General features: G+C 48.4%; 23 protein-coding genes. 17 read left to right on the forward strand and 6 right to left on the reverse strand.

The genetic code is table 11. The features are described from left to right. Positions 1-2 precede the first annotated feature (2 nt). From IZU26_RS10635 to IZU26_RS10665, 7 genes are all read left to right on the forward strand, one after another. Positions 3-1229, forward strand: a complete 1227-nt coding sequence (locus IZU26_RS10635) for a chloride channel protein (protein ID WP_433278940.1) — start codon at positions 3-5, stop codon at positions 1227-1229. Between the two features lie 346 nt (positions 1230-1575). Continuing rightward, positions 1576-2886: an extracellular solute-binding protein gene (locus tag IZU26_RS10640; protein ID WP_433278942.1), complete on the forward strand. Its 1311-nt coding sequence runs from the start codon at positions 1576-1578 to the stop codon at positions 2884-2886. A gap of 58 nt (positions 2887-2944) precedes the next feature. Further along, positions 2945-3820: a carbohydrate ABC transporter permease gene (locus IZU26_RS10645; RefSeq protein ID WP_433278944.1), complete on the forward strand. Its 876-nt coding sequence runs from the start codon at positions 2945-2947 to the stop codon at positions 3818-3820. Between the two features lie 5 nt (positions 3821-3825). Continuing rightward, the gene (locus IZU26_RS10650) at positions 3826-4674 is read left to right on the forward strand and encodes a carbohydrate ABC transporter permease (protein WP_433278946.1); all 849 of its coding nucleotides are present in this window, start codon (positions 3826-3828) and stop codon (positions 4672-4674) included. A gap of 2 nt (positions 4675-4676) precedes the next feature. Continuing rightward, positions 4677-5639, forward strand: a complete 963-nt coding sequence (locus IZU26_RS10655) for a nucleoside hydrolase (protein WP_433278948.1) — start codon at positions 4677-4679, stop codon at positions 5637-5639. After that, positions 5636-6544: a nucleoside hydrolase gene (locus IZU26_RS10660; RefSeq protein WP_433278950.1), complete on the forward strand. Its 909-nt coding sequence runs from the start codon at positions 5636-5638 to the stop codon at positions 6542-6544. The genes IZU26_RS10655 and IZU26_RS10660 overlap by 4 nt, the downstream gene beginning before the upstream one ends. Before the next feature lie 3 nt (positions 6545-6547). Further along, positions 6548-7441, forward strand: a complete 894-nt coding sequence (locus tag IZU26_RS10665) for a dihydrodipicolinate synthase family protein (RefSeq protein WP_021329652.1) — start codon at positions 6548-6550, stop codon at positions 7439-7441. 124 nt (positions 7442-7565) lie between these two features. Here the strand turns inward: IZU26_RS10665 and ettA are convergent, their stop codons facing one another. Next, the gene (gene ettA, locus IZU26_RS10670; protein WP_433278952.1) at positions 7566-9326 is read right to left on the reverse strand and encodes an energy-dependent translational throttle protein EttA; all 1761 of its coding nucleotides are present in this window, start codon (positions 9324-9326) and stop codon (positions 7566-7568) included. Between the two features lie 376 nt (positions 9327-9702). Here ettA and IZU26_RS10675 point away from each other — a divergent pair, with 376 nt between their 5' ends. Together IZU26_RS10675 and rlmB are read left to right on the forward strand one after the other, a co-directional pair. Beyond that, on the forward strand, positions 9703-10206 hold the full coding sequence (locus tag IZU26_RS10675) for a YchJ family protein (RefSeq protein ID WP_433278953.1): 504 nt from the start codon (positions 9703-9705) through the stop codon (positions 10204-10206). A gap of 12 nt (positions 10207-10218) precedes the next feature. Then, positions 10219-11070 (forward strand): 23S rRNA (guanosine(2251)-2'-O)-methyltransferase RlmB, encoded by an 852-nt coding sequence (rlmB, locus tag IZU26_RS10680; protein WP_310822564.1) that lies wholly within the window; start codon positions 10219-10221, stop codon positions 11068-11070. 49 nt (positions 11071-11119) lie between these two features. On the opposite strand, the gene IZU26_RS10685 is transcribed toward rlmB, so the two are convergent. Then, positions 11120-11695, reverse strand: a complete 576-nt coding sequence (locus IZU26_RS10685; RefSeq protein WP_433278955.1) for a uracil-DNA glycosylase family protein — start codon at positions 11693-11695, stop codon at positions 11120-11122. A gap of 385 nt (positions 11696-12080) precedes the next feature. Here IZU26_RS10685 and IZU26_RS10690 point away from each other — a divergent pair, with 385 nt between their 5' ends. From IZU26_RS10690 to IZU26_RS10700, 3 genes are read left to right on the forward strand one after another with little or no spacing between them, the layout of a single operon-like run. Then, on the forward strand, positions 12081-12710 hold the full coding sequence (locus tag IZU26_RS10690; protein ID WP_433278957.1) for an ECF transporter S component: 630 nt from the start codon (positions 12081-12083) through the stop codon (positions 12708-12710). Positions 12711-12766: 56 nt separating this feature from the next. Continuing rightward, on the forward strand, positions 12767-14212 hold the full coding sequence (gene trkA / locus IZU26_RS10695) for a Trk system potassium transporter TrkA (RefSeq protein WP_433278959.1): 1446 nt from the start codon (positions 12767-12769) through the stop codon (positions 14210-14212). Positions 14213-14224: 12 nt separating this feature from the next. Beyond that, complete coding sequence (locus tag IZU26_RS10700; RefSeq protein WP_310822560.1) at positions 14225-15670, forward strand: TrkH family potassium uptake protein; 1446 nt, start codon at positions 14225-14227, stop codon at positions 15668-15670. Positions 15671-15718: 48 nt separating this feature from the next. Here IZU26_RS10700 and IZU26_RS10705 read toward each other — a convergent pair whose 3' ends face one another. The 3 genes from IZU26_RS10705 to IZU26_RS10715 form a co-directional block, all read right to left on the reverse strand. After that, positions 15719-16831 carry an ABC transporter ATP-binding protein gene (locus IZU26_RS10705; RefSeq protein ID WP_433278961.1) on the reverse strand — a complete coding sequence of 371 codons (1113 nt, stop codon included), beginning with the start codon at positions 16829-16831 and terminating at the stop codon, positions 15719-15721. Positions 16832-16834: 3 nt separating this feature from the next. Continuing rightward, the gene (locus tag IZU26_RS10710; RefSeq protein WP_433278963.1) at positions 16835-18739 is read right to left on the reverse strand and encodes an ABC transporter permease; all 1905 of its coding nucleotides are present in this window, start codon (positions 18737-18739) and stop codon (positions 16835-16837) included. 144 nt (positions 18740-18883) lie between these two features. Then, positions 18884-20305: a hypothetical protein gene (locus IZU26_RS10715; RefSeq protein ID WP_021329730.1), complete on the reverse strand. Its 1422-nt coding sequence runs from the start codon at positions 20303-20305 to the stop codon at positions 18884-18886. 292 nt (positions 20306-20597) lie between these two features. Between IZU26_RS10715 and IZU26_RS10720 the strand changes: the two genes are divergently transcribed. Together IZU26_RS10720 and IZU26_RS10725 are read left to right on the forward strand one after the other, a co-directional pair. Next, complete coding sequence (locus IZU26_RS10720) at positions 20598-20828, forward strand: hypothetical protein (RefSeq protein ID WP_021329605.1); 231 nt, start codon at positions 20598-20600, stop codon at positions 20826-20828. Positions 20829-20945: 117 nt separating this feature from the next. Then, entirely contained in the window at positions 20946-22157 is a 1212-nt protein-coding gene (locus IZU26_RS10725; RefSeq protein ID WP_433278966.1) for a phosphoribosylaminoimidazolecarboxamide formyltransferase, read from the forward strand. A 107-nt stretch (positions 22158-22264) separates the two neighbouring features. On the opposite strand, the gene pyrE is transcribed toward IZU26_RS10725, so the two are convergent. Beyond that, on the reverse strand, positions 22265-22942 hold the full coding sequence (gene pyrE / locus IZU26_RS10730) for an orotate phosphoribosyltransferase (RefSeq protein WP_021329683.1): 678 nt from the start codon (positions 22940-22942) through the stop codon (positions 22265-22267). A 185-nt stretch (positions 22943-23127) separates the two neighbouring features. On the opposite strand from pyrE, the gene IZU26_RS10735 reads away from it, so the two are divergent. From IZU26_RS10735 to IZU26_RS10745, 3 genes are all read left to right on the forward strand, one after another. Beyond that, positions 23128-23256 carry a hypothetical protein gene (locus tag IZU26_RS10735; protein WP_310822553.1) on the forward strand — a complete coding sequence of 43 codons (129 nt, stop codon included), beginning with the start codon at positions 23128-23130 and terminating at the stop codon, positions 23254-23256. Positions 23257-23347: 91 nt separating this feature from the next. Continuing rightward, a complete protein-coding gene (locus IZU26_RS10740; RefSeq protein ID WP_021329720.1) occupies positions 23348-24139 on the forward strand; it encodes a class I SAM-dependent methyltransferase in 792 nt (263 codons plus the stop codon). Positions 24140-24163: 24 nt separating this feature from the next. Further along, a complete protein-coding gene (locus IZU26_RS10745; protein WP_021329715.1) occupies positions 24164-24478 on the forward strand; it encodes a class I SAM-dependent methyltransferase in 315 nt (104 codons plus the stop codon). Positions 24479-24651: the final 173 nt, after the last annotated feature.

Raw genomic sequence — 24651 nt, forward strand, 5'->3', positions numbered from 1 at the left:
TTATGCGCACGTTTCATATATGGTGGTATCGAATTTTATCCGCGCTCAAAATAGGCGCGCTGTCCTGCGCAGTCGGCGTGTGTTCCGGTGCCGTGTGCGCGGTATTCGGACGAGGCTTATTGTTAATTAATAATTTTCGAGACGCACATCAAATATTTTTAATTCCGCTTTTACCGCTGCTTGGGCTTTGTATCGTGTTCGTATACGACAAGTGGGGCGGTGGCGCGGAAGAGGGTATGAATCTCGTGTTCGCCGCAGAGTTCGACGACGGACGGACGATTCCGTTCCGCATGGTGCCGCTTGCCGTCGGCGCAACGTGGCTCGGACACGTCGGAGGGGCGAGTGTAGGGCGGGAAGGAGTTGCCTGCCAAATCGGAGCGGTGATCGGATATACCGTCGGAAAGCTCGTAAAAAACAAACGCCTCGCGCAGACGTTTATCATTGCGGGGATGGCCGGCGGTTTTGCGGGTTTGTTCCGTACGCCCGTTGCTGCGGTGTGCTTTGCGCTCGAAGTGATGATCGCGGGGCGTCTCTTTTATTATGCACTCGTGCCGGCGATTATCGCAGCGGGGAGCGCGTCGGCCGTTTCGGGGCTCTTCGGTGTTACGCACGAATATTCGCCGCTTTCGGATATGGGCGGCGACATGGCGTTTACGCTGCCCTTTATCGCAAAGCTCACAGTGCTCGCCCTGCTCTTTTGCGCCGCGGGGCAGCTTTTTGCGCATCTTTTAAAATATTGTCATGAGCGTTTTCAAGTTTGGCTGCCGAATAAATACAAGCGGGTTTTTATCGTCGGCGCGGTTTTGAGCGCGCTGCTTTTTGTCGCCCATCGCGGAAGATACGCGGGTTTGAGTTTTCAGATAACCGATGCGATTTTTGCGGGCGGAAACGTGTTTGCGTACGACTGGATTTTAAAATTGCTGTTTACCGTTGTCTGCCTTTCTGCCGGTTTTCAAGGCGGAGAGCTTACGCCGCTTTTTATCATCGGTTCGGCTTTCGGCTATATCGCTGCCCCTCTTTTCGGCTTGCCCCCGCTTTTGGGTGCGGCGCTCGGCCACGGCGCGGTGTTCGGCAGCGCGACGAATACGCTCCTTGCGCCGATCGCGATCACGGGCGCGGTGTTCGGTTTTCAATACATGCCGCTCTTCGCGTTCGTGTGCGCCGTAGCGTTTTACTGCAACGGAAATCACAGCATCTATCGCTTGCAGCGCGCCGCGACTCGCTGGTAGCTTCTTTATTCAGGGCAAGGGCTGTCAGAAACTGTATTTTCTAAAAAAAACGGTATCGTAAAAAAAACAGCCGCACTTCCGTATTGATAGCTTCTCCATAAAAAATGAAAATTCAGCATACCTTGAATAAAGTAAAAACATATAAAAAAATTTGACAAATATGAATTTCAGGTATATCCTGTTTATAAATTAGAAAAATATTTTCGGAAAATGTTTTCCTAATTTATATTTTGATGCTCCATAGGATTAAACTAGCAGGGTCGCATATACACATATACATCAAGAAAACTGTCCAAAAATTTCAGTTTTTGAACAGGCCATTAGCGTATTATATTTTGGAGGAAAAATGAAAATTTTTATCCGGAAAACAGCTCTGTTTTTAATGGTTTTTTTATCGGTTTTTGCGGTCGGATGTATGAAAAGGATATCAGTTGGAGAGGCTACAACGGAAATTGTTTTTTTGAGTAATTCCGTCAAGCCCTATGATACGGCTATTCCGATAATGATTGCTGAATTTGAAAAACAAAATCCGAATATCAAAGTAAAAGTGGAAATGCTTCCTACAAAAAGCCTTTGGGAAGCGGTGGAGATTAAACTGAGTTCAAAAGAACCGACGCCGGATGTTTTGTTTATCGACAGCCCTCTCACAACAACTTATGTTGCTAAAGGCTATATCGATTCTCTTAATGATCGTTTTTCAGCCGATGAACTTGCACAATACGTTGATGTATGCAGACAATACGGTACTGTCAACGGTAAGTTGTACGCCGCACCTTTTGTAAATTCATCTCAGGTTTTGTATTATAATACGCGTCTTTTTGATGAAGCCGGTATAGAACATCTGTCAAAAGATCCCGAAAAACGATTGACATGGGAAGAATTGGTTGAAATTGCAAAAAAATTAACAATAGATAAGGACGGTGACGGTGTACCGGAAGTATTCGGACTCGGTATTGCACAGATAAGCCGACCTTATCAAATGCTTACAATGCCGGAGTCATTAGGCGGAAAAGCGATCGGAAAGGACGGCCTTACCGTATCGGGTATTTTGACGGATGATGCATGGATAACATCGTGTCAGTTTATTTCGGATTTGTTCAATGTACATAAAGTAACGCCGAAAGGGGTAAGCGCTTCGGATATGCTCGCTTATTTTCCGAGCGAAAAATTGGCAATGTTGATCGGCCCCGATTATAATCATTTGGCATACAGTAAGAATGAAAATCTTACATGGGATTATGCTCCGTACCCGTATTTTAGAAACGGAAAGCCTGTTACTCCGACCGGCTCATGGAGCTTGGGTATTAATAAATCTTCAAAAAATAAAGATGCTGCTGCAAAGTTTATTAAATTTCTTACATTATATCCATCATGTATTGAATGGTTCAATCTTGACGGCCATTTGCCGGCAAATAAGCGGACATTGGAATATATCGCCGATAATGAGAAATTTACAAAGTGGCCATTTGATATTTTTACATTGATTAACTATGAAAGCCGAAATACTGCAATCCCGCGCCCCCTTTCACCCGGATACTTGGAATATGAATCGCTTCTAACCAATGCATTTGAAGATATTCGTAACGGCGGCGATGTAAAAGCTATTCTGGAAAATACGGAAATATCCGTTGACAGAATGTTGCGTAAATATAAATAAGGCTATTAGGAGCTTTCGGACACATCGATATCGGTGTGTCCGAACGGGAGTGCGGTCGATGATTCTTTCAAAAAGAGAGAAGATAATTCCCTATCTGTTTTTAGTCCCTGCTTTTTTTGGTCTCGGTATTTTTCGCCTCGCACCGATCATTTCCTCTCTGTTGGACAGTTTTACGACAGTAAGTTTTGTGGGCGGTATCACGCGGAAATTTTGCGGTTTAAAAAATTATGTATTTGCATTAACGGATCCCGTTTTCTTAAAATCGTTGAGAAATACATTAATTTTTACGCTTATCGTTAATCCTTTTGAAGTGTTATGGGCATTCATACTTGCCTTGCTTGTATATAAACACGGCAAAGGGATGGGAGCGTTTCGGACGATTTTCTTTGTGCCGTTTACGATGTCGTTGGCGATTACCGCTACTATTTGGGGAATAATGTTTAATCCGAACGGAGGATTTATTAATTCGATTTTAGGATTGATAAGAATTAAACCGCTGCAATTTTTGACAAGTCCGTCTCAAGCTCTGGGAAGTATCATATTTCTCGTATCCTGGAGATGTGTCGGATATTGGATGATTTTTTTAATAAGCGGCCTGCAAAATATTTCTCAAAGTTTATATGAATCGGCATGGATAGACGGTGCCCGCGCATGGCAAAGTTTTTGGTATATTACATTGCCTATGATGAAACGTACGCTTTTATTTGTAATCGTTGCAGATACTACACAAAATTTTTTAATGTTTACACCGATGTATATTCTTACCGGCGGCGGGCCGGAAAATGCAACAAACGTCGCAATGTACGAAGCGTATAAAAATGTTTTTATTTATACGGATAGAGGCGTCGGAAATGCGATGATTATCATTATTATTTTAATGATTTTAACAGTCGTTTTCTGTGAGTTCAAATTTATTCGTTCTAGGGAGACATAAATTTGATGGTACATAAACAAATCGTTGCAGCCAAAATTGTAAAATATACGGCACTTATTTTTTTTTCAATAGTGTTTTTGCTTCCGATTTATTGGGTTGTGATCTCGGCGTTTAAAACGGATAAGTCGATTTTTGCCGCGCTCATGCCTTTTAGTACAAAGGCATTATGGTTCGATACGAAATTGTATTTCGGTGCTTTTCAAGATATCCTTGTAAAACGAAATTTCGGACGCGCAATATTTAACAGTTTCTTTGTAACGTTCAGCACCGTGATCCTCGGGGTACTGGTTACTTCTCTTTGTGCATTTTCTTTTTCCGTATTCGATTTTAAAGGTAAAAATATTTTATTTGTGATCGTACTTATTACATTTATGATTCCGTTCAGTTCCATTGCACTTCCTCTATATCAAATCGTAAGCGGATTGCGCATGATCGATACTTATTGGGCGCTTATTCTCCCTGCCGTTGCAAACGGATTATCCATTTTTTTATTTCGTCAATTTTTTATGGATATACCGAAATCGTATCTGGAAGCGGGAAGGATTGACGGCGCGTCGTGGCTGACGATTTACGGAAAAATTTATATGTCCATGTCGCTTCCTATTATCGTAAGTGCGGGGATTATTATTTTTATGGACCAATGGGAGGCGTTTTTATGGCCATTGCTTTCGGGGCGGTCGCCTGCAATGAAAGTAATGCAGGTTGCTATTGCGGATTTATCGCAAGATAACGAAGTGTATTGGAATCAAATTTTTGCGGCCTGTGCAATTTCCATCGTTGTGCCGATTTTGATCGTACTTCCCTTACAACGGTATTATATACTCGGTATTGCAAGTTCCGGAATTAAAGAATAACTATGTCCGTTTTTTCTATACTGATAGATAGCGATATGGCGCTTGGAAGTAAAAATGCCGATGTCGACGATGCGCTTGCTATTCTGCTTGCGCTTTCCGAGCCTGCGCTTTCCGTTAAAGGTATAAGTCCGTCGGCAGGAAATGTTCCCGGTGAAAAGTCGGGGCCGAATATCGATCGTCTGCTTCGTATGATCGGAAGTACCGTCGAACATGCGTCGTTTGCTGCACGCTGTTGGAACCCGTCATTGTGGGTGTACAAACGATGGAAAAAACAAGAACCCGTCGAAATGCAGCGCACTTTCGGCAATGGAATGACAAGCGCCGATTTTATTGCAGGAAAATTATTAAAATCTTCCGAACCTTTGTATGTAGTAACGATCGGACCGCTCACTAATATTGCTGCGGCATTGTCGATGTATCCTGAAGTAGTGCATAAAATCAAAGCATTATATATGATGGGCGGATCTTGGCATGAGCCGGGTGTAGGCGGCGGTGAAGCGGAATTTAATATGCTCTGCGATCCCGAAGCTGCACAATTCGTTTTTTCGTTTCCCCTAAAAATCGTAATGTTCGGACTTGATGTGACAAAGAAACGTAAAATTGTTCCGGATGACTTGAAATCGTGGATGAATTCCGGAAGCCCTTTTTTACGATATCTTGCTCAAGAATGTATTTCCTTTATGCATTTCAGAGCACAACGCGACGGTTATGAAATTCCGTATGCCTTTTTCCATGATGTCATGCCGATAATCGGACTGCTGTATCCCGAATGGTTTACGTTTGTACCCTGTAAAATCGATATCGATACGGACGGAGAATTTACGCGCGGAAAAACACTTATCGATATTAAACTGCACGGAGAAAAAACATTTCCTCATCTGGTTGCAAAGGACGTCGATGCGGAAAAAACATTTTGCTATGTGTGTTCAAAAATTATGTCTTCATACGGAGATATAACGATATGAAAAAAATACTTTTTGATACCGATTTGCTCGGAGATGATTTGCTTGCGTTATTTGCGATGGTAAAGGATCCCGATGTCGAAATAGCGGGAGTAACGGCATACGGGCGGAGAATTCCGAGTGTAGAGCGCTGTAAAACGGCATGTGCTTTTCTCGAAGAACAGGAGATATCGGACATACATTTCGTTCCCGGTGTATCTCATCCCTTGGTACGACGTCCGCTCCCCGGTTGCAGATATTGCGATGATGTATTATGCACTCTTCATACTGCATGGTCGCATACAAAAAATATTCATAATGTAATAGAGGATTCTGTGCATGCTGCGTCGTTTATTGTGGACACGGTAAAAAGGAATCCGAAGGAATTTTCTTTATTATGCACAGGACCGCTTACGAATATTGCACTGGCTGTTTTGCTTTGTCCCGAATTGCCGTATCTTATAAAAGAAATTACCGTTATGGGAGGAACGTGGAAAGAATGCGGTAATTCATCCGCCGTTGCAGAGGCGAATATTTACAACGATCCTGAAGCGGCAAAAATTGTATTTGCCTCTTTTCCGTCGGTTACTATAGTTCCGCTTGATATCACTATGCAAGTAACGATAAAAACTGCGGATTTGCCGCAAGATGTGCCATCATCCGTTTCCGGTATTGTGGCATCATGCTGTAGGGCGCACAGCGATAGAGGAGAAGATGCAAAGATGCCGTTACATGACGTACTTGCATTTTTGGTAATGAAATACCCCGACTTGGCAGAGAAGAGGAAATGTGCGATACATATTGAAACAAAATCTTCGAAATCAAGCGGTATGATGATTTTTGATTTTCTTCGGGGAGATCATATGCTTTGCTGTAATGTCAATTCACAAAAAGCGACGGAATTTTTTTTGGAATTATTGGAACGGTAAAATATGATAGAATTACACGGCATTATTCCATATTTGGTGAGCCCGATAGATAAAAACGGAAATATTATCGCTGACGCATTACAACGATTGTGCACCGATTTAATACGTGATGGAGTACACGGGCTGTGCGTACTTGGAAGTTCCGGTGAATTTCCGTATTTGAATTTTAATCAAAAGAAAGAAATCGTTTCTGTCGCTGTAGATGCCGCGTCAGGCAAGGTTCCTGTCATCGCCGGTGTTTCCGGTTTTTCAATTGAGCAGACACGGACAGAAGCTAAAGTATTCGCGTATTTAGGGGTAAGCGCGATCGTTATCATGCTTGAGATGTATTTTCCGCTATCGATGGAATGTATAGCCGCTTATTATCGTAGCATAGCGGAGAGTGTTCCCGATGTACCGTGTGTCTTATACTCGAATCCGAAATTTATGCACTTTGAAATTCCGGCAGAAGTCTTTGAAATGATTTCCGATGTTTCGAATATTGTTTATTATAAAGATGCGTCGGGTATAACCGGAAAATTATTAAATTTAAAAAACCGCTTTAATACGCGATATAAATTTTTCTCAGCATCCGCCCATATTCCGCTCTTTGTCTCGATGCTCGACGGAGTCGGATGGATGGCGGGGCCTGCCTGTCTTGCTCCGAAAACCTGTATAAAACTCTATGAGTTGTCAAAGCGGGGTAATATCGAAGCGGCGCTTGAATTACAAAAAAATATGTGGCCATTGAATGAAGCATTTTCTCGTTTCGGCTTGGCGCGATCTATCAAGGCGGGATTGGAATATTTAGGATATAATGTAGGAAATCCTATCCCCCCGTTGTCTCCTCTTTCTGACGAAGATAAGAAAATCCTTTTTCCGATAATCGATATCGTTCGTGCATTGGGTGAAATATAATAGATCTGCCGCTCTTCGCGTTCGTGTGCGCCGTAGCGTTTTACTGCAACGGAAATCACAGTATCTACCGCTTGCAGCGCGCGGCAACCCGCTGGTAGCCGCAGTTTCCGCACAACAACCCGCGCTATCGCGTGAGCTTTCTGTACACGACCCTGCGCGGCACTTCGACGTCGTCTCCGAACTGGGCTTTCCGCCACGCCGCGTACTCCGACCAGTTGCCTTCGAAAAAGCGTACTTGGCTGTTGTTTTCAAAGGCGAGTATGTGCGTGCAGATCCTGTCCAAAAACCAGCGGTCGTGGCTGACGACGAGCGCACATCCGGCAAAGTCTTCGAGGGCTTCTTCGAGCGCGCGCACCGTCTGTACGTCCAAGTCGTTCGTCGGTTCGTCGAGCATCAAAACGTTACCCGCTTCTTTGAGCATCATGCCGAGATTCAGACGATTTTTTTCGCCGCCGGAAAGCACGCCGATCTTTTTATTCTGTTCCGCGCCGGAAAAATTGAACCACGAACAATAGGCATGCGCGTTTACTTCGCGCACTCCGCCTTCAAGCGCCCTGCCTTTTTCATCGACCGCTCCCAGCTTGACGATATCCTGTCCGCCGGAAAGCAGTTCGTACACCGTTTTGTCGGGATCGAGCTTCGAGCGGAGCTGATCGACGTAAACCAATTTTACCGTCGAGCCGATTTTGATTTCACCGGAATCCGGTTTTTCTCCGCCCTCTTTGCCGTCGAGCCGTTCGACCGTTTGACCGGCCGCATCCGCGATCAATTTGAACAGCGTCGTCTTTCCCGCGCCGTTCGGTCCTACGATGCCCACGATCGCGCCCGCCGGAATATGAAACGAAAGATTTTCGAACAAGAGTTTATCGCCGTACGATTTTGTTAAATTTTCCGCATCGATGACCGCTCCTCCGAGCCTGGGACCTGCGGGGATCGAAATCTGCGTGTCTTTGAGCGCGGTTTTGCCGCTTTGCGAAAGCAGTTCGTTGTAGCGCGTAATGTGTTCTTTGTGTTTTGCCTGCCTGCCTTTCGCACCCATGTGAATCCACTCGAGTTCGCGCTGCATCGCTTTTCGCCGTTCGCTTTCGCCCTTTTCTTCCAGCGCAAGACGCGCTTCTTTTTGTTCAAGCCAGCTCGAATAATTGCCTTTAAACGGATAACCTTCCCCGCGGTCGAGTTCCAAAATCCAGCCGGCCACATCGTCGAGAAAATAACGATCGTGCGTGATCGCGATAACCGTGCCCTCGTAATCGTTCAAATGCTTTTCAAGCCACGCGACCGTTTCCGCGTCCAAGTGGTTCGTCGGTTCGTCGAGCAAAAGGATATCGGGCTTTTGCAAAAGCAGCCGGCACAGTGCAACGCGCCTGCGCTCACCGCCGGAAAGCACGTCGACGATCTGATCTCCCGGCGGACAACGCAGCGCTTCCATCGCTAGTTCCAAATTCGCATCGAGATTCCAAGCGTCGAGCGCATCGAGTTTTTCCTGCAGCTCCGCCTGCCGCGCGCCGAGTTTGTCGAAGTCCGCGTCGGGATCTCCGAACGCTTCGTTCACTGTATCGAATTCCGCAAGGAGGTCGGTAATCTCTTTGACACCTTCGCCGACGATCTCTCTGACCGTTTTCCCCGCTTCGAGTTCCGGCTCCTGTTCGAGATAGCCGATCGAATAGCCCGGCGCGAGATGCGTTTCGCCCGTAAACTCCGTATCGCGTCCCGCAAGTATTTTAAACAGACTCGATTTACCCGATCCGTTCGGCCCGATGACGCCGATCTTTGCACCGTAATAATACGAAATGCCGATATTTTTCAAAACGACTTTTGTGCCGTACGCGCGGCTCACATCGTCCATCGTGTAGATGATTTTTTTATTGTCAACCGTCTTTGCCATGCGCACATCATATCGGAAAAAATCGAATACTGCAAGTTTTCGATTCGCATTTCCCGATTATTAAAACTTAATAATAGCGATTGACAAATTATTAATAATATCCTCAACTGCCGATATTATCGCACGGTGCATTCTATTTTTTATTAATTTTTTTAAGGGTGAGGGCGTGCCCCTCACTCCGCTCGGGTCGGGCTTTTCGGGGTTCCGCGCTCGCGCGCTCCATTCCTCCGCTCGCTCATCGCTCGCTCCGGAACTTTCGCCCCTCCAATCCCTCACGCTTCGTTCCTGTCCGCCGGAAGCCGGTACGGTGTGCGTACCGCATCAAGCACATGCGGAAACCTTGAATTCTGAAGAACCTTAATGCTATACTCGCGCTATGACCAACGAAAAAATTGATATGTGTCCGTGCGGTTCCGGTAAAAAATATGCGGACTGCTGCGAACCCGTTATCACCGGCAAAACAAAAGCCGCTACGGCGGAAGCGCTCATGCGCGCGCGGTACACGGCATACGTCGTACATGAAATCGACTTTATCGTAAACACGTGCAAAGAGGGTGAAGGACGCGGCGACATAGACCGCAAAGCAACGGAGGATTGGAGCAAGCAGTCCGTGTGGCACGGTTTGAAAATTCTGCGTACCGAAAAAGGCGCGGCGGGTGACACTGAAGGCATCGTCGAATTCGAAGCCGACTATACGCGTCACGGGCTTCGCGATAAACATCATGAAACCGCAGCGTTCGAAAAAACGGACGGCGAATGGCTGTATACGACGGGCAATCTCAAAACGACGACGATTCGGCGGGAAGGCAAAAAAATCGGGCGGAACGATCCCTGTCCCTGCGGCAGCGGAAAAAAATACAAACAATGCTGCGGGCGGTAAACTCGGTACGATATGGCTGAACGAATCGTCACAGGCTTTCATGCAATCGAAGAGCGCATACGGAGTGATTCGCGCGGAATCGGCCGGATGCGCATCGTCTGGAGTAAAGCGGGGCCGCGCGCGAAAAAAATCATCGCGCTTGCAAAACAAGAAGGCATTCCTTGCGAACAAGCGGACGATGCCGCCCTCGATTCGCTTGCCGCGCGCCTTTCCGAAACCGCACGCGACCACCGCGGTATCGTGCTCTGCGTTTCGGGAGAATCGGAGAATGCACATAATATCGTCGATTTTGACGAGTGGCTCGCATCTCTTCCGTCCGATTATGACGCTTCGTCGGAACAAAGCGGCGCTTTACAAAACAGCGGAGCGGGAAATTTGTGTACGACGGTGCTCGTGCTCGATTCGGTGACCGATCCCCACAACGTCGGAGCGATTATCCGAAGCTGCGATCAGTTCGGTACTTCTCTCGTTATCTTACCGCAGGCTAGAAGCGCAAACGACATCGCACATAACGAAGTGATCGCCCGCTCAAGCGCAGGAGCCGCCGCGTGGGTTCCCGTGAGCGTCGTGCCGAATGCGGTGCGCGCGGTTCAACGCTTAAAAGACGCGGGCTTTTGGGTATACGGCGCAGATGCCGGCGGAGAGGCGCTCGGTTCCGTCGACTTTGCACGGAGAACGGTCATCGTCATGGGAAGCGAGGGAAAAGGGATTTCACCCCTTCTTGCAAAACAGTGCGATGCGATCGTATCTGTTCCGACCTGCGGAAAAATCGACAGCTTAAACGTATCCGTCGCCGCGGGCATTTTGCTGTATGAACGGTACCGGCGTTTTGCGGCTACCCTGTCAAAGCAGCAGTCTTTTTGAGCGCGGCGTGATTGCATCGCCGAAGCCCCGCTCCTTAAAAAATCGCGCCTTATCGAATCGCTTTTTGTACGAGCACCTGCAGAAGCGGAATCACCTCTTTTTCAAACCACGGATTGTGCTTTCGCCAGCCGAAATTGAGCGGCGAGGGATGTACGAGTGGAAAATACTCGGGCAGGTAATTGTTAAAATTTTTTACCGTTTCGGTTAAGTTTCGCTCCGCCCGCATTCCCAAATAATATTTTTGCGCGTACGCTCCGACTAAAATTGTCAGGCGGACGTCCGGCATAAGCGCTAAAAGCTTCGGATGCCATGTCGGTGCAAATTCTTTCCTCGGCGGCAAATCGCCGTGAGCGCCTTTTCCCGGATAATAAAAATCCATCGGCATAATTGCAAACAGATCGGGGTTATAAAACTGTTCGTCCGTTACGCCAAGCCATTTTCGAAGCAGCCGTCCGCTTGCATCGTTCCACGGTTTTCGCGTTTCCTGTGCGATCCGTCCGGGCGCCTGCCCGACAAGCACGATTCGCGATTTTGCCGACACGGTGTAAACGGGAGACAGTCCGCGATTATGCAGCAGCGCATTCGTTTCGGCGCGGTCTATTTTGTGATAAAGGAGCGGGAGCATAAGCGTATAACCTCGATAATAAATATTATCTATTTTTCTAAAATAAATAAATATTCATAGATATGTATATCTCTGTTTTTTAAATTTCCGTTTTTTCAATTGCTAATATGATTTTACCGGCAGAAAAAACGGCTCTCGAGCTAATGCAACATCAAGGACAATATCGGTATCAATAAAGACCTTTTTTATCATAAATATTTGTCCTGTAATGCTTCACTGAGCATATTTTTATATGATTTTCCATTGTCATAAAACATTCCGGAGATACTGTCAGTTATCGGAGATTTCATGGAAAGCGCTACACTACATATTCTTTGTTTTGTACTTTTATTTTATATTTCGCCGCTCGTTGCCAGACACATAATAATTCGCTATGATACAGCGTATGGAAAAAACGGTATCGCGAAACAGAAAAATCGCATTGACGGGCGCGCTCTGCGCGCTTGTCGTCGTCCTCGGTATGCCGCCGCTCCACCTCGGCATGATCCCGCTCGGCCCGAACGCGTCGATTACGATCATGCACATCCCCGTTTTGCTCGCCGTTATGCTGTCGGGAGGCGCATCGGCTCTCGCTTCGGGGATCGCCGTCGGCACGGTGTTCGGTGTGTTCAGTTTAATTCTTGCGGCGATAACGCCGACCGGCGCGCTCGATCCGCTTTTTATCAATCCCGCCGTTTCGGTTTTGCCGCGTGCGCTTCTTGCCGCAGCCGCTTGGCTTTTATGGCGGCTTTTGTCGCTCATTCCGCATTTGCCGAAGACGGTTTCCGCCGCGCTTGCCGCGTTTATTTCGACGCTTGCGCATACGTGTTTTGTCGTCGGTGCGCTGTATATCTTTGCCGGCGGCAGGATGATGAGCGCTATGGGAGGCAAAGGTTTTATCGCCGTGCTGCTGTTGTTGCTTCCGAACGCTCTGCTCGAAGCTGCCGCTGCGGCGATCGTATGTGCGGCGGTGATCGCATCGGCGACGGTCGTTGCAGGGAAAAAATCGAAATTGTCGCAGGAAGATAAAAATTAATAATATGAATATCGCACTTAATAAAACTTCAAATTAATTAATAAGGAATACATTCGATGCGGATCGTTATTATCGGTGCCGGTTTTACCGGCGTGCAGCTTGCAAAATTATTGATCAATGAAAAAAATACCGTCGCGATTATCGACAACGATGAAAACAATGTGCGTCACGTTTCGAATCAGCTTGACTGTACGGTGATGCTCGCCGACGGCAACGATTTGGAGACGCTCGAAGAAGCGGGTATCGCGAAAGCCGACGCGCTCGTATGCGTTACGGAAAACGACGAAGTGAATATGATAACCTGTTCGCTCGTCGACGCGGTATATCCCGATATCGTAAAGATCGCGCGCGTGCGCAACTACGCGTACTACGTCAACACGGCGGCCGCAAAAAAGAGCCACGCGGATTCGTTCGGCGGAAAGCATCGGCCTCTGTACGGCATCGATTACATGATCCACCCCGACGTGGAAGCCGGCGAAGCGGTCGTTCAAGCGGTCGAAAACGGCGCGGTGAGCGATGTGCAGGTTTTCGGAAACAATGCGTACGAGCTGACGCGCATGACGGTCGCAAAAGGAAGCAAGCTTGCGGGGCAAAAACTACAGACTGTCCGCACGCTCATCGATAAGCCTTTCCTCATCGCGTACGTCGAAGAAAACGGCAAAACCTCTCTTCCGAGCGGCAATACGGTTCTCAATCCCGGCGACAGCATCGGCGTGATCGTCGCCAAAGAAGACGTTCCCGAATTGCTCGCGCTTTGCGGTTCCGAGCAAAAAGAATTGAAAAACATTGCGCTTATCGGAGCGGGAAGAATCGGTACGATCATCGCGGAACGATTGATTCAACCGAAGGAAAAGCGCTCGCTTTTCGATCTGTTTTCGAAGCAGGTTATCAAACGGCCGCAAAAATTCGTCATCATCGACAGCGACGAAGAGCTGACGAAAATCGCATCCGAGCGCTTCCCGTCGGCAAAGGTTTTTTGCGCCGATGCGACGGATGAAGCTTTTTTGCAGGAAGAAGGGATCGCGTCGTTCGATTTGGCGATCTGCGCGACGCACAATCACGAAATGAATATGGTGCTCGCGGCTTATCTCGAATCGCTCGGCGTCGGAAAATCGATAAGCCTTGTTACGAGTTCGGCTTTTTCGTCGATTTCGCGGAAGCTCGGCGTCGACGTACCCGTTCCGATCCGCGATGCCGTCGTCGATTCGATTATGAGTCATTTGCGCGGAAAATCCGTTAAAGAAATTCACACCGTGACGACCGGCGATTTGGAAATCATCGAGTGCGTTCTTCCCGGCGATTCGAAAGCGATCAATAAAACGCTTCGCGACATCGCAAACCCCGGCGTGTTTTTAATCCTTCTTGTCAAAAAATACGATTCGCAAGTTTATGAAATACCCGCCGGCGATACGCGCCTCAACGCGGGCGATCACGTTATCCTTATCACCGTCGCGGAAGAAAACGGCAATGTCGTTTCGTTTTTCGGCGGCAGCGTAAAATAGGGGAGCGGCGTCATGGCGGTTTTAACGTTTTTAAAAATCATATCCATTATTGTCGCATTTATCGGCGTTTCGTTTTTAATTCCGATCGGCACGGCGCTCGCGCTCGGAGAGACCGCCGTCATCGCTTCTTTCGCCGTTCCGATGGTCGCAAGCTGGATCGCGGCGATCGTCATCTTTATCGCCGGGCGAAAAACGGAAATACGTCTTTCAACACGCGGTACTTTCGTCATCGTCGCGCTTGCGTGGATTTCCGGAAGCGTATTCGGTGCGCTGCCGCTCTGGTGCAGCCGTGCGATCCCGCACTTCGCCGATGCTATCTTCGAAAGCGTCAGCGGTTTTTCGACGACGGGAGCGACGATTTTGAGCGAAGTCGAATCGCTGCCGCGAAGCATCAATCTGTGGCGGTGCGAAATGCACTGGCTCGGCGGTATGGGTATCGTCGCGCTCACCGTCGCGCTTTTGCCGCTGCTCGGCGTCGGCGGTTTTCAACTCATCAAAGCGGAGACGACCGGTCCCGAAAAAGGCAAAGTGACGCCGAAGATTACGACGACGGCAAAAATTTTGTGGATTTCCTATACCGCACTTACGGTCGTGCAAACGGTGCTGCTCTTGTTTGCCGGCATGGATTTTATCGATGCGCTTTCACACGCGTTTGCGACGCTCGGTACCGGCGGCTTTTCGACGAAAAATTCGAGCGTCGGCACATACGGTTCCGTTTCGATCGACGTCATCTGTACGGTGTTTATGTTTTTGTCGGGAATCAACTTCAGCTTATACTACTACGCCGTCACCGGAAAATTTTCCGAGATCCGCGATAACTCGGAATTAAAAGCGTATTTCGCCGTTTTTATTGCGGCTTCGCTCGGTATTGCGTTCGTTATCACAAAACAGTACGGTTCGTTTTTGCAGGCGCTCAGATACGGTTCGTTTCAAGTCGCTTCGATTTTGACGACGACGGGATTCGGCACGGCGGATTTTACAACGTGGGCGCCGACTGCACAATTATTAATTTTTATACTCTATTTTTTAGGCGGCTGCGCAGGCTCTACCGGAGGCGGTATAAAAGTCGTGCGCTGGGTCGTCCTTGCAAAACAGCTGCACAACGAAACCGAAAAAATGCTGCATCCGCACGGTATATTCAATATTCGATTAAACGGAAAAGTTGCCGGCAAAGATTTGGCGCCGAACGTCGCCGCCTTCGTTTCGTTGTATCTTTTGCTCGTGTTTATCACGACGGCAATCGGCTGCCTTTTCGATTTGGATTTGTTCAGCGCTTTGACGGGTGCGCTGTCGATGGTCGGAAACGTCGGACCGGGCTTCGGAAAATTGGGGCCGGTGTGCAATTACGGCTTTCTTCCCGATACGGTCAAATGGTGGTATTCGTTTGCGATGCTCGCCGGACGGCTCGAACTCTATACGATGATTTTGTATTTCCTGCCCGCATTTTGGAAAAAATAAAACCGGAACGCAAAGCCGCGCTCCGGTCATTTTAATAATTAATAATTATTATTTAACTTTAACGGAGCCGAGGCAGATATTTTTTTTCGTTTCGGTATCGAAGACGATGATATCGTCGCCGACGATGTCGAAACGGATCGGCTTATCGACTGCATAGTCGATCGAACCGAATACGACGGAAGATAAAATATCGCCTTTGAGGTTGATTTTGACGATCGTCTCCATACCCGACGGAAGCGTCGAATACGCAAGTCCCTCGATTGCGCCGCCGTCGCTGATCGGAAGAAATTCCGGACGGATGCCGATGATGACGTCTTCTCTTTCAAGCTGCACGTCTTTTTCGCACGCGAAGACCGCATCGATGCCGAAAAATTGTACCGCGAGTTCGTTTTTCGCCGTCTGCTTCGCTTTTGCCGGAATGAAATTCATCGTCGGGTTTCCGATAAAATCCGCAACGAACAAATTCGCCGGCCGGTTGTAGACGACGAGCAGCGGATCGTACTGCTGCAGGTCGCCCTTTTCGATTAAACAGATGCGCGTCGCAAGCGTCATCGCTTCGAGCTGGTCGTGCGTAACGTAGACGAAAGTCGAGTTCGTGTCCGAATGCAGGCGCTTCAATTCCGTGCGCATTTCGCTGCGCAGTTTCGCGTCGAGGTTTGAAAGCGGCTCGTCCATAAAAAGCACTTTCGGTTTGGGCGCGAGCGTCCGTGCGATTGCGACGCGCTGCTGCTGTCCGCCCGACAATTCTGCCGGATAGCGGTCTTTGAATTCTTCAATTTTTAAAGTCTTTAAAACTTCCCGTACGCGTTCTTCGATTTTGCTTTTCGGCCACTTTAAATTTTCAAGACCGAAGGCGATGTTTTTATACACGGTCATGTGCGGCCACAACGCGTAGTTTTGAAACAAAAAGCCGATATCGCGTTTGTCGGGCGAAACGTTGATGCCTTTTTCCGAATCGAAGACGACCGTATCGCCGATGGTGATCCTGCCTTCCGTCGGCGTTTCAAGCCCCGCGATCATACGCAGCGTCGTCGTCTTTCCGCAGCCGGACGGACCGAGCAGCGTGATGAATTCTCTGTCTTCGATAACCATATTGAGGTGATTGACTCCGACAAAATCGCCCCATCGTTTTGAAACATCGTGTAATTCTATTCGCGGCATATATTAACCTCCAATTCCTTTATCAATAGATGCGCCGGTAAATTTATTAATCGATAAATTAATAACAATAACAAATACGACCAGTAACAGGTTGATGCCGTTCGCAAGCTGATCGACGCCGTTTCTCGTGTAGTATTCGAGAACGTTTGTCGACAGCGTAACGCTCGATGTGATCAACGCAAACAGCGTATACTCTCTCATACAGGATATAAACGGCAGCAGATAGCCGCTTATAAAACTCGATTTTTGGATGGGAAATAAAATCTTCGTCATCCGCTTGCCCCACGGGCAGCCGGTGATTATTGCAGCTTCTTCGATTTCACCCGAAACCTGCAGCATCGCGTTCGTTCCGCTGCGCGACGCAAAGGGCAAAAACTTTATGCCTCCGACGATGATGCACAGCGCGACGGCTGACCATTCGCTGAGCGTCGTCGCAACGTCCAAAAAATGAAACGCATTCGTCTTCGACAGCGAAAAGAAAATCGTGCTGAAACTCAACGCGGGAATCAAGTACGGCAAGAACGCCAAACTGGAAACGTAATTGGCAAGACGGCTTCTCCTGTTTTTGCTGACGGCGTATCCGATCAAAATGCCGCAGGTTCCGCAGATAAACGAAACGATGACGGCGACGATGATGGTTCTGCCGAATGAATGCAAAATCGTGCTGTTGTGAAAGATGCCGTTCAGAGAATAATCGCGCGCGCCGACAAAGGCGTCGTCGATTGCGGGCGTCGGAGAGATCCAATATTTGAGCGTAATCGAAGAAAAATCGCCGGCCGTTTCTTCGAGGCTTTCGAGTACGAACGAAAGCAGCGGAATGACGGCAAAGAACGTTACGATAACGAGCGTCGTAACGGCGATGGGCCACTTCGCCTTTTTCAAATCGATTTTGGTGATTTGTCCCGATTTGCCGGATACCGTCGTAAAGCTCCTGCGGCTTTTTGTAAACCGGTTGTTCAGCGTCAAAATCAACACACTGAAAATCAGCAGTATCGTTGCGATGACGTAGCCTTCGCCTTTTTTCCCCGTCATCAGCGCCGAACGCAGCGTGATCGAAATCGAATTGAACGATCCGTCTTTATTTAAAAACTGCGGAACGGTGTAGCTTGAAATGGAACTCGCAAACACCAGCAAAACCGTCGATATCATCGCGGGCGCGACGATCGGCAAGGTAATCCTTCCGACGATTTTTAAGCGCGACGCTTTTAAAATCGTCGCCGCTTCTTCAAGGTTCGCATCCATGTTCCGCAGTATGCCGCCGATCAATATGTACGCGAACGGTGCGTAGTGCAGACCGAGCACGATTGCCGTCGGGAAAAAACCGTAGACGAGCCATTGCGGCGCGCTTATTCCTGTCAACGCCTGCAGCAGTCCTTCTCCGGGACTTCCGCTCACGTTCGTGTTTTTGAAAAAATTTTCCCAAAACATCGCGATCGACCACGACGGCATGATATACGGAAAAACGAATACCGTTGAGATAAAGCGCTTAAACGGTATATTCGTCCGCGTGATAAAGAATGCGAGGTTGCCGCCGAATACGACCGCGATCGTACAGGCGATCAGCGCCATGAGCACGGAACGATACAGCGGGATCCAAAAAAAGTTTTTCGAATACAGCGGCGTCAATTTGTTGAACAACAGCGACGGCCATTGCAAAAACGTAAAATCGCCGCGCTTTACGGCCGCATCCCAAATCTCATTGATGTTTTTTGCTTCCGAAACGCTTTGAACCGTAAACGAATCTTTGACCATCGAAAAAAGCGGATAGATGACGGTGATCGTCAACACGATACCGAAAAAAACGATGATGCAATTGGAAGACTTTGAAAAAAATTGTTTTATGTGATTTAAAATTTTTTTAAAATAAAACGGAGCGGGTTGTGCTTTTACTGTTTGATTATCGGTCATATTTATTTTCTCCCAAATAATCCAACCGCGCCGACGGCGGATGAAAACGCGGTGTCGCTTTCCGCCCGCCGTACATGCCGGTTAATCTTCAATGCGATTAACCGGCCGCCGGTTGATTATTAAGATTTTAAGCGATGCGGCGGATTATTTTTTTGCTTCGTCTTCCGCCTGCTCCTGCTTTGTTACTTCCGTCGCTTTGCTGTTCGACGTAACGAGCGCCAACAGTTTATTGACTTGGGAGACTTTGATGTTTTTTAAAAATGCGTAATTTTCGTTGATCTCTCTTGCGATGTGCGTGTCTTTATCCCAATCGCCTTTTGCGTAGGTGATGTCGTTCGAGCACGGGAAATAATATCCGTATTGATTCGCTTTTTTGCCGTCCGCCGACGGAGTCGCGGAATTGTAAACCATCGCTTCGTAGCATTCCTTCGTCAGCAAAAAGCGGGCGAACAGACATGCGGTATACGGATGCGCGGCATTATTAACGATTTGAGAACACATCGTATACATGAATCCGTTGAAGCCGTCGATTTCCCAATCGAACTGTACCGTCTTTTTCGCTTGAATCGTTCCCGCTTTGCCGATGACTTTTCCGTTTTTGTCTTTGACGTCTTCTTTTTCGTAGAACGAAGGATCCGCACCGACGATGCCGCCGTAATACTTTGTCGCAGCGTCTTTCATCTTTGCGAACGCACCGTAGTACACATAGCCGCGGTCCCAATCGTATTTGAGCTGAGTTTCTTTCATCGCCGTACCGTCGGATGCATGCCAGCGTGAAATATTTGCAATCATTTCGGTAACCCACTGTTCACCGGCTGAAGCATAGCCCGTTTCCGAAGCGCTCCAATCTTTGTTGTAATAATCTTTGTACGCTTTTTCGATGCGCGCTTGATTTGCCGGAGCTTCGCAGCTTAAGAGAAAAGACATATTGATTTGTTCCGTAACCGGAGATTGGAACGATACTTTGTCCAAGTGATCGGGATCGGCCGACGTTCCGGCGAGCTGCCAAATATTGTATAATTTTTTTCCGGTCACTTTTTCAAAGTTCGTATTCGTATAAAATATTTTATTGAAGTGAATGCCTTTTAACGGATACGTGTCCGCTTCGGATAATCCCATCTCTTTCCAATCGGACGGAACGAAGTTGCACACAATACCCGCGGCATCGTAGTCGGCGAGAGAGCGGACATCCTGTACGAGAGCATAGTCGGCAAAATACGTTTTATCCGCGACTTCGAGCGCCGTCAACAACGTGTAATCCTTATAGCTGTTGTTTACGTAGACATTGTCTTTGCCGTCTTTCGTACCGTAGTGCAGCCAATCGTAGTGTTCCGCGAATTTCGTTGCAGCCGTTTTCAGCGCGGAAGTCAAACCGACGATTTTGAAAGTGTCGTTCGACGCTTCCATTTCCGCCTTTGCCGCCGCTTCGAGTTTTTCAAGCGGCATTTTGCTTGCTTTTGCAACGATGTCCGCAGTGGACCCGGCTTTTTTCCCGCTGCCGCACGCACCGATACATAACACCGTCAAACCGAGCATCGCCGTTTTAAATAAATTTTTTTTGATCATACTACGTTTTCCTCCTGATGTATAAAACGATAGATAAAATACAAGCGCGCATCCGTTTGTATAAAACAGATGCATAAAGCGATTGCGCCTGAGTTTTTAAATTGATTTCATTTCAGTATAAATGAGAAAAATCGCGTTGTCAATAAAATAATCGAACGCTACGATAATTTCGGCCGGTCGTAGACCCTACGAGCGGTACGGAGCGCCTGAAATTTATTGAACATTCGCCTTGATTTATAATACGCAATCGTGTATACTGAACGTATCAATTTTATATTGGGGTACAGAGAGTATGAGTGATATTTATATCAATTATAACGGAAAATCGGGATTCAGCAGAGCGGCCGATAAAGGCGCGCTTGCCGGTACGGCGATAAGCTATGCGGATTTTAAAGGCGTCAGCGGCGATATCAAATCGGGCAGCGATGTCGCATACGGTATTACTATGAGCTCCGGAGACGTGCAGGATTTTATCGCAAACTACGAAGTGGATTCGATTTTTACTGACGCGGAAAAAGGTTGATTTTTCTTTCGAAAATCGCATCGCAGACCGTTTTATTCTGCAATTGATTCGCAATGAAAACTTCGTTCCGGTGCGGAGCGGAGTTTTTTTTATTCGTGCGGAGGGTTTAATACCCCGATGCCGCTTGAAGCTTCGCTGCGAGGAGAATTATTAATTATGACGGAATTGCCGCTCAAATACGGATGCAACCCGAACCAAAAGCCCGCGCGGGTATTTATCGAAAAAGGCGAGCTGCCGTTTGTCGTTTTAAACGGAACGCCGGGCTATATCAATTTGCTCGACGCGCTCAACGGCTGGCAGCTTGTTAAAGAGCTCCGCGCCGTAAGCGGCATAAGCGCTGCGGCTTCGTTCAAACACGTATCGCCTGCGGGAGCCGCCGTCGGTTTGCCGCTTTCCGATACGCTCAGGCGAATTTACTTTACGGAAGATGCCGAGCTTTCACCGCTCGCCGCCGCCTATGCCCGTGCGCGGGGGGCTGACCGTATGTCGTCGTTTGGAGACTTTATCGCATTGTCCGATCCGTGTGACGAAGCGACGGCTCGCCTCATTGCAAAAGAAGTGTCCGACGGCGTCATCGCGCCCGGCTACGACGGCGCCGCACTCGAGCTTTTAAAAGCGAAAAAAAAAGGTGCTTACGTCGTCCTGCAAATAGACGACACGTACGTGCCCGAAAAAATCGAACGAAAGCAAGTGTTCGGCGTTACGTTCGAGCAGGGACGGAACGACAGTATCATTGACGCTTCATGCTTGACGAATATCGTAACGAAAAACAAAACGCTTTCAGATGCCGACATATTAAATTTATTAATTTCGCTTATCGTGCTGAAGTACACGCAGTCGAACAGCGTCGCCTTTGTCAAAGACGGGCAGGCGATCGGAGTCGGTGCTGGACAGCAGTCGCGCGTTCACTGCACGCGCCTTGCCGCCGGCAAAGCGGATACGTGGTGGCTCCGCCAGTCGCCCGAAGCGCTCGCCCTCGAATTCTGCGACGGCATAAAGCGAGCCGAGCGCGACAATGCGATCGATGTATACGTCGGAAGCGAATCCGGCGACATACTCGCGGACGGCGCGTGGCAAAAAATATTTAAGAGGAAGCCGCCCGTTTTTACGGAAGAAAAAAAGCGCGCGTGGATTTCGAAAAACGGCGGCGTTGCCGTCGGAAGCGATGCGTTTTTTCCGTTCGGCGACAACATCGAGCGCGCGCATAAAAGCGGAGCTTCCGTCGTAGCCGAACCCGGCGGTTCGATCCGCGACGACGATGTCATACGCACGTGCGACGCATACGATATGGTTATGGCATTTACCGGCACGCGCCTCTTTCATCACTGAGCGATGTGCCGCAGGCGATGCATCGCCGTTTTGCCGATCGGCCGCCGCAAGCGCAGATTTGAAGCGGCCGTCCGAACATTACGGAAACCGCACGTCCTTTTGCACTTTCAACGCTTGGCGCCCCATTCGGCGTAGTAGTCGTCGAGCGATTTTTTGATGCCCTCGGTGATGACCGTTTTATCACCGTGCGTGTAAAGCGCGTCGATTATGTCGTCCATCGAAACGATCGCGCGGGCGGGAAAGCCGTATGTATCGGAGATTTCGTCGAGTGCGCTTTTATCCGTCGTAAGTCCCCTTTCCATTCTGTTTATCGACACGACCAAACCGATGACGGCCGCGTTTTCACTCTGCGCTTTGATAATCGGGTAGGTCTCTTCGATCGATTTGCCGCTCGTCGTCACGTCTTCGATTATTAAAATTCTATCGCCGTCGGAAATTTTTCCGCCGAGCAAAATGCCCGCTTCTCCGTGGTCTTTCGCTTCTTTGCGGTTCGACGAATAGCGTACTTCCTTGCCGTACAATTCGTCGTAAGCGATCGCCGTCGCAACACCAAGCGGAATGCCTTTGTACGCAGGGCCGAACAATACGTCGAAATCGTCTCCGAAATTATCGTGAATCGTTTTTGCGTAAAATTTGCCGAGCTGCAAAAGCTGAGAGCCGGTCACATATGCTCCCGCGTTGATAAAAAACGGAGAGTGCCGCCCGCTTTTGAGCGTAAAAGAGCCGAACGCGAGCGTGCCGCACGAAACCATAAAATCGATAAATTCTTTTTGATAATCGGTCATAGCACTTCCGATATTTCAGTTTCAAGCTCCGCAATAAAAGTATTGCTTCCCTTTTTTCTGTTCATATACTCTAAAAACGCTTGAAGTTCCGGCTTCTGCGTTTTACCGCCGCCTTGCCGTTAAGTATAACCTTTGTTACCCCGTCAGGCAACAGTATTTTGTCGTTTTTCGTACGGTTGGTAATGATGAAAAAATCGCGTATCGTGTATGAAAAACCGCTTACGGGCGGATTTACCGGAAGCGCGCACGATATCCTTATCGAACTGCTTTTGAAAGAGAGCAGTCGGTCGAATCGTAAAATTAGCTTATCCTAACTCCTTGCAATTATCTTCGAAAAAGCATATAGTTTTTGCGAAAGCATCATAAAAAGTGTCGTCTGAAATATCACCGCCGATGGAGGAATCTATGAAACCCGATTATAAAAACTGGGTGCCGAAAGAAGTGCTCGTCCTTTTTACCGCCTGCACATGCGTTTCGTTTATCTTGCTCGCTGTTTTCGGAATTGCCGGCGTCGGCGTTTCGGGAACGTTCAGGGCTGTGCTTTCGGTGCTGTTTGCGCTCTTTTTTATCGGCTTCGGTGCTGCAGCGATGCTGTTTTTGCGCTGGTACCGCGCATTCGATTACAACGGCAAGCGGCAGATGTCTCGCGGCATTATCGAAGGGACGGCGAAGTATGTGACGCTGCCCTCCGGCGGTACGGGACTTGACGTCGGCTGCGGCAGCGGCGCGCTTACGATTGCGTGTGCAAAGCGGAATCCGCAAGGGACGATGCTCGGCGTCGATCCGTGGGGTGCGGAGTACCGCTCGTTCAGCAAAGCGCTGTGCGAAAACAACGCGCGGGCTGAAGGCGTTTCGAATGTGCGCTTTGAAAAGGGCAACGCGGTAAAACTCGATTTTCCGGACGAAAGCTTCGATGCGGTTACGAGCAATTACGTGTATCACAATATCACCGGTGTAAATAAACAGGCGCTGCTTTTTGAAACGCTTCGCGTGCTGAAAAAAGGCGGTGTCTTCGCGATTCACGATCTCATGTCCCGTTCCCGCTACGGCGACATGGATGCGTTTGTTGCGGACTTAAAAGCGAAAGGCTATGAAAAAGCCGAACTGATCGACACGACGCAGGGCATGTTTATGACGCCGAAAGAAGCGAAGTCGCTGCAGCTTGCGGGCTCGACACTGCTCGTCGGCAAAAAATAATCGGGCGAACGAAACGTTGCGGAATTGTTAAAACGATACCCGCAGGCGGAAGTTACGGGACTCGACTATTCGGCAATATCGGTTAAAAAATCGCAGGAAGTAAACGCCGATGCCGTACAAAACGGCAGGTGTCGCATCGTACAGGGCGGCGTTTTCATGGTCGTCAATGAAGCGGACGGCAAAAACAAAGCCGATGAAAAGTGGACGACTATTATAGACGGTATGAAAATCTACGGTAAGGAAGAATTGGAACGCTATCTTCGAGAGGCGGGATTTACGCGCATTGAAACGTATCGAAGCGAGGGAAAGCACCGGCTCACCGTCCGTGCGGTAAAATAAGCGTTTTTGGACGCTCGAATGATTTCGGCAGCCGCTAAAAAATTATTAATTATTAATAAAAAGGCGCACGGGCGGCTTTGTTATAAGCCGATCCGTGCGCCGTTCGATTGCGGGGCGAGCAGCCTACGCCCGCGTGGAGTACCGCGAAGCGTCCGCGCGTGAGCGCGGATGAG

This window comes from Treponema sp. SP13 (assembly GCF_050938355.1).
GTDB classification, from domain to species: Bacteria; Spirochaetota; Spirochaetia; order Treponematales; family Treponemataceae; genus Treponema_D; species Treponema_D socranskii.

Bases quoted from the DNA above. Each gene is read 5' to 3' on its own strand.
- IZU26_RS10635 (WP_433278940.1), top strand. From the start codon at position 3: ATGCGCACGTTTCATATATGGTGGTATCGAATTTTATCCGCGCTCAAA.
- IZU26_RS10640 (WP_433278942.1), top strand. From the start codon at position 1,576: ATGAAAATTTTTATCCGGAAAACAGCTCTGTTTTTAATGGTTTTTTTA.
- IZU26_RS10645 (WP_433278944.1), top strand. From the start codon at position 2,945: ATGATTCTTTCAAAAAGAGAGAAGATAATTCCCTATCTGTTTTTAGTC.
- IZU26_RS10650 (WP_433278946.1), top strand. From the start codon at position 3,826: ATGGTACATAAACAAATCGTTGCAGCCAAAATTGTAAAATATACGGCA.
- IZU26_RS10655 (WP_433278948.1), top strand. From the start codon at position 4,677: ATGTCCGTTTTTTCTATACTGATAGATAGCGATATGGCGCTTGGAAGT.
- IZU26_RS10660 (WP_433278950.1), top strand. From the start codon at position 5,636: ATGAAAAAAATACTTTTTGATACCGATTTGCTCGGAGATGATTTGCTT.
- IZU26_RS10665 (WP_021329652.1), top strand. From the start codon at position 6,548: ATGATAGAATTACACGGCATTATTCCATATTTGGTGAGCCCGATAGAT.
- ettA (WP_433278952.1), bottom strand. From the start codon at position 9,326: ATGGCAAAGACGGTTGACAATAAAAAAATCATCTACACGATGGACGAT.
- IZU26_RS10675 (WP_433278953.1), top strand. From the start codon at position 9,703: ATGACCAACGAAAAAATTGATATGTGTCCGTGCGGTTCCGGTAAAAAA.
- rlmB (WP_310822564.1), top strand. From the start codon at position 10,219: ATGGCTGAACGAATCGTCACAGGCTTTCATGCAATCGAAGAGCGCATA.
- IZU26_RS10685 (WP_433278955.1), bottom strand. From the start codon at position 11,695: ATGCTCCCGCTCCTTTATCACAAAATAGACCGCGCCGAAACGAATGCG.
- IZU26_RS10690 (WP_433278957.1), top strand. From the start codon at position 12,081: ATGGAAAAAACGGTATCGCGAAACAGAAAAATCGCATTGACGGGCGCG.
- trkA (WP_433278959.1), top strand. From the start codon at position 12,767: ATGCGGATCGTTATTATCGGTGCCGGTTTTACCGGCGTGCAGCTTGCA.
- IZU26_RS10700 (WP_310822560.1), top strand. From the start codon at position 14,225: ATGGCGGTTTTAACGTTTTTAAAAATCATATCCATTATTGTCGCATTT.
- IZU26_RS10705 (WP_433278961.1), bottom strand. From the start codon at position 16,831: ATGCCGCGAATAGAATTACACGATGTTTCAAAACGATGGGGCGATTTT.
- IZU26_RS10710 (WP_433278963.1), bottom strand. From the start codon at position 18,739: ATGACCGATAATCAAACAGTAAAAGCACAACCCGCTCCGTTTTATTTT.
- IZU26_RS10715 (WP_021329730.1), bottom strand. From the start codon at position 20,305: ATGATCAAAAAAAATTTATTTAAAACGGCGATGCTCGGTTTGACGGTG.
- IZU26_RS10720 (WP_021329605.1), top strand. From the start codon at position 20,598: ATGAGTGATATTTATATCAATTATAACGGAAAATCGGGATTCAGCAGA.
- IZU26_RS10725 (WP_433278966.1), top strand. From the start codon at position 20,946: ATGCCGCTTGAAGCTTCGCTGCGAGGAGAATTATTAATTATGACGGAA.
- pyrE (WP_021329683.1), bottom strand. From the start codon at position 22,942: ATGACCGATTATCAAAAAGAATTTATCGATTTTATGGTTTCGTGCGGC.
- IZU26_RS10735 (WP_310822553.1), top strand. From the start codon at position 23,128: ATGAAAAAATCGCGTATCGTGTATGAAAAACCGCTTACGGGCGGATTT.
- IZU26_RS10740 (WP_021329720.1), top strand. From the start codon at position 23,348: ATGAAACCCGATTATAAAAACTGGGTGCCGAAAGAAGTGCTCGTCCTT.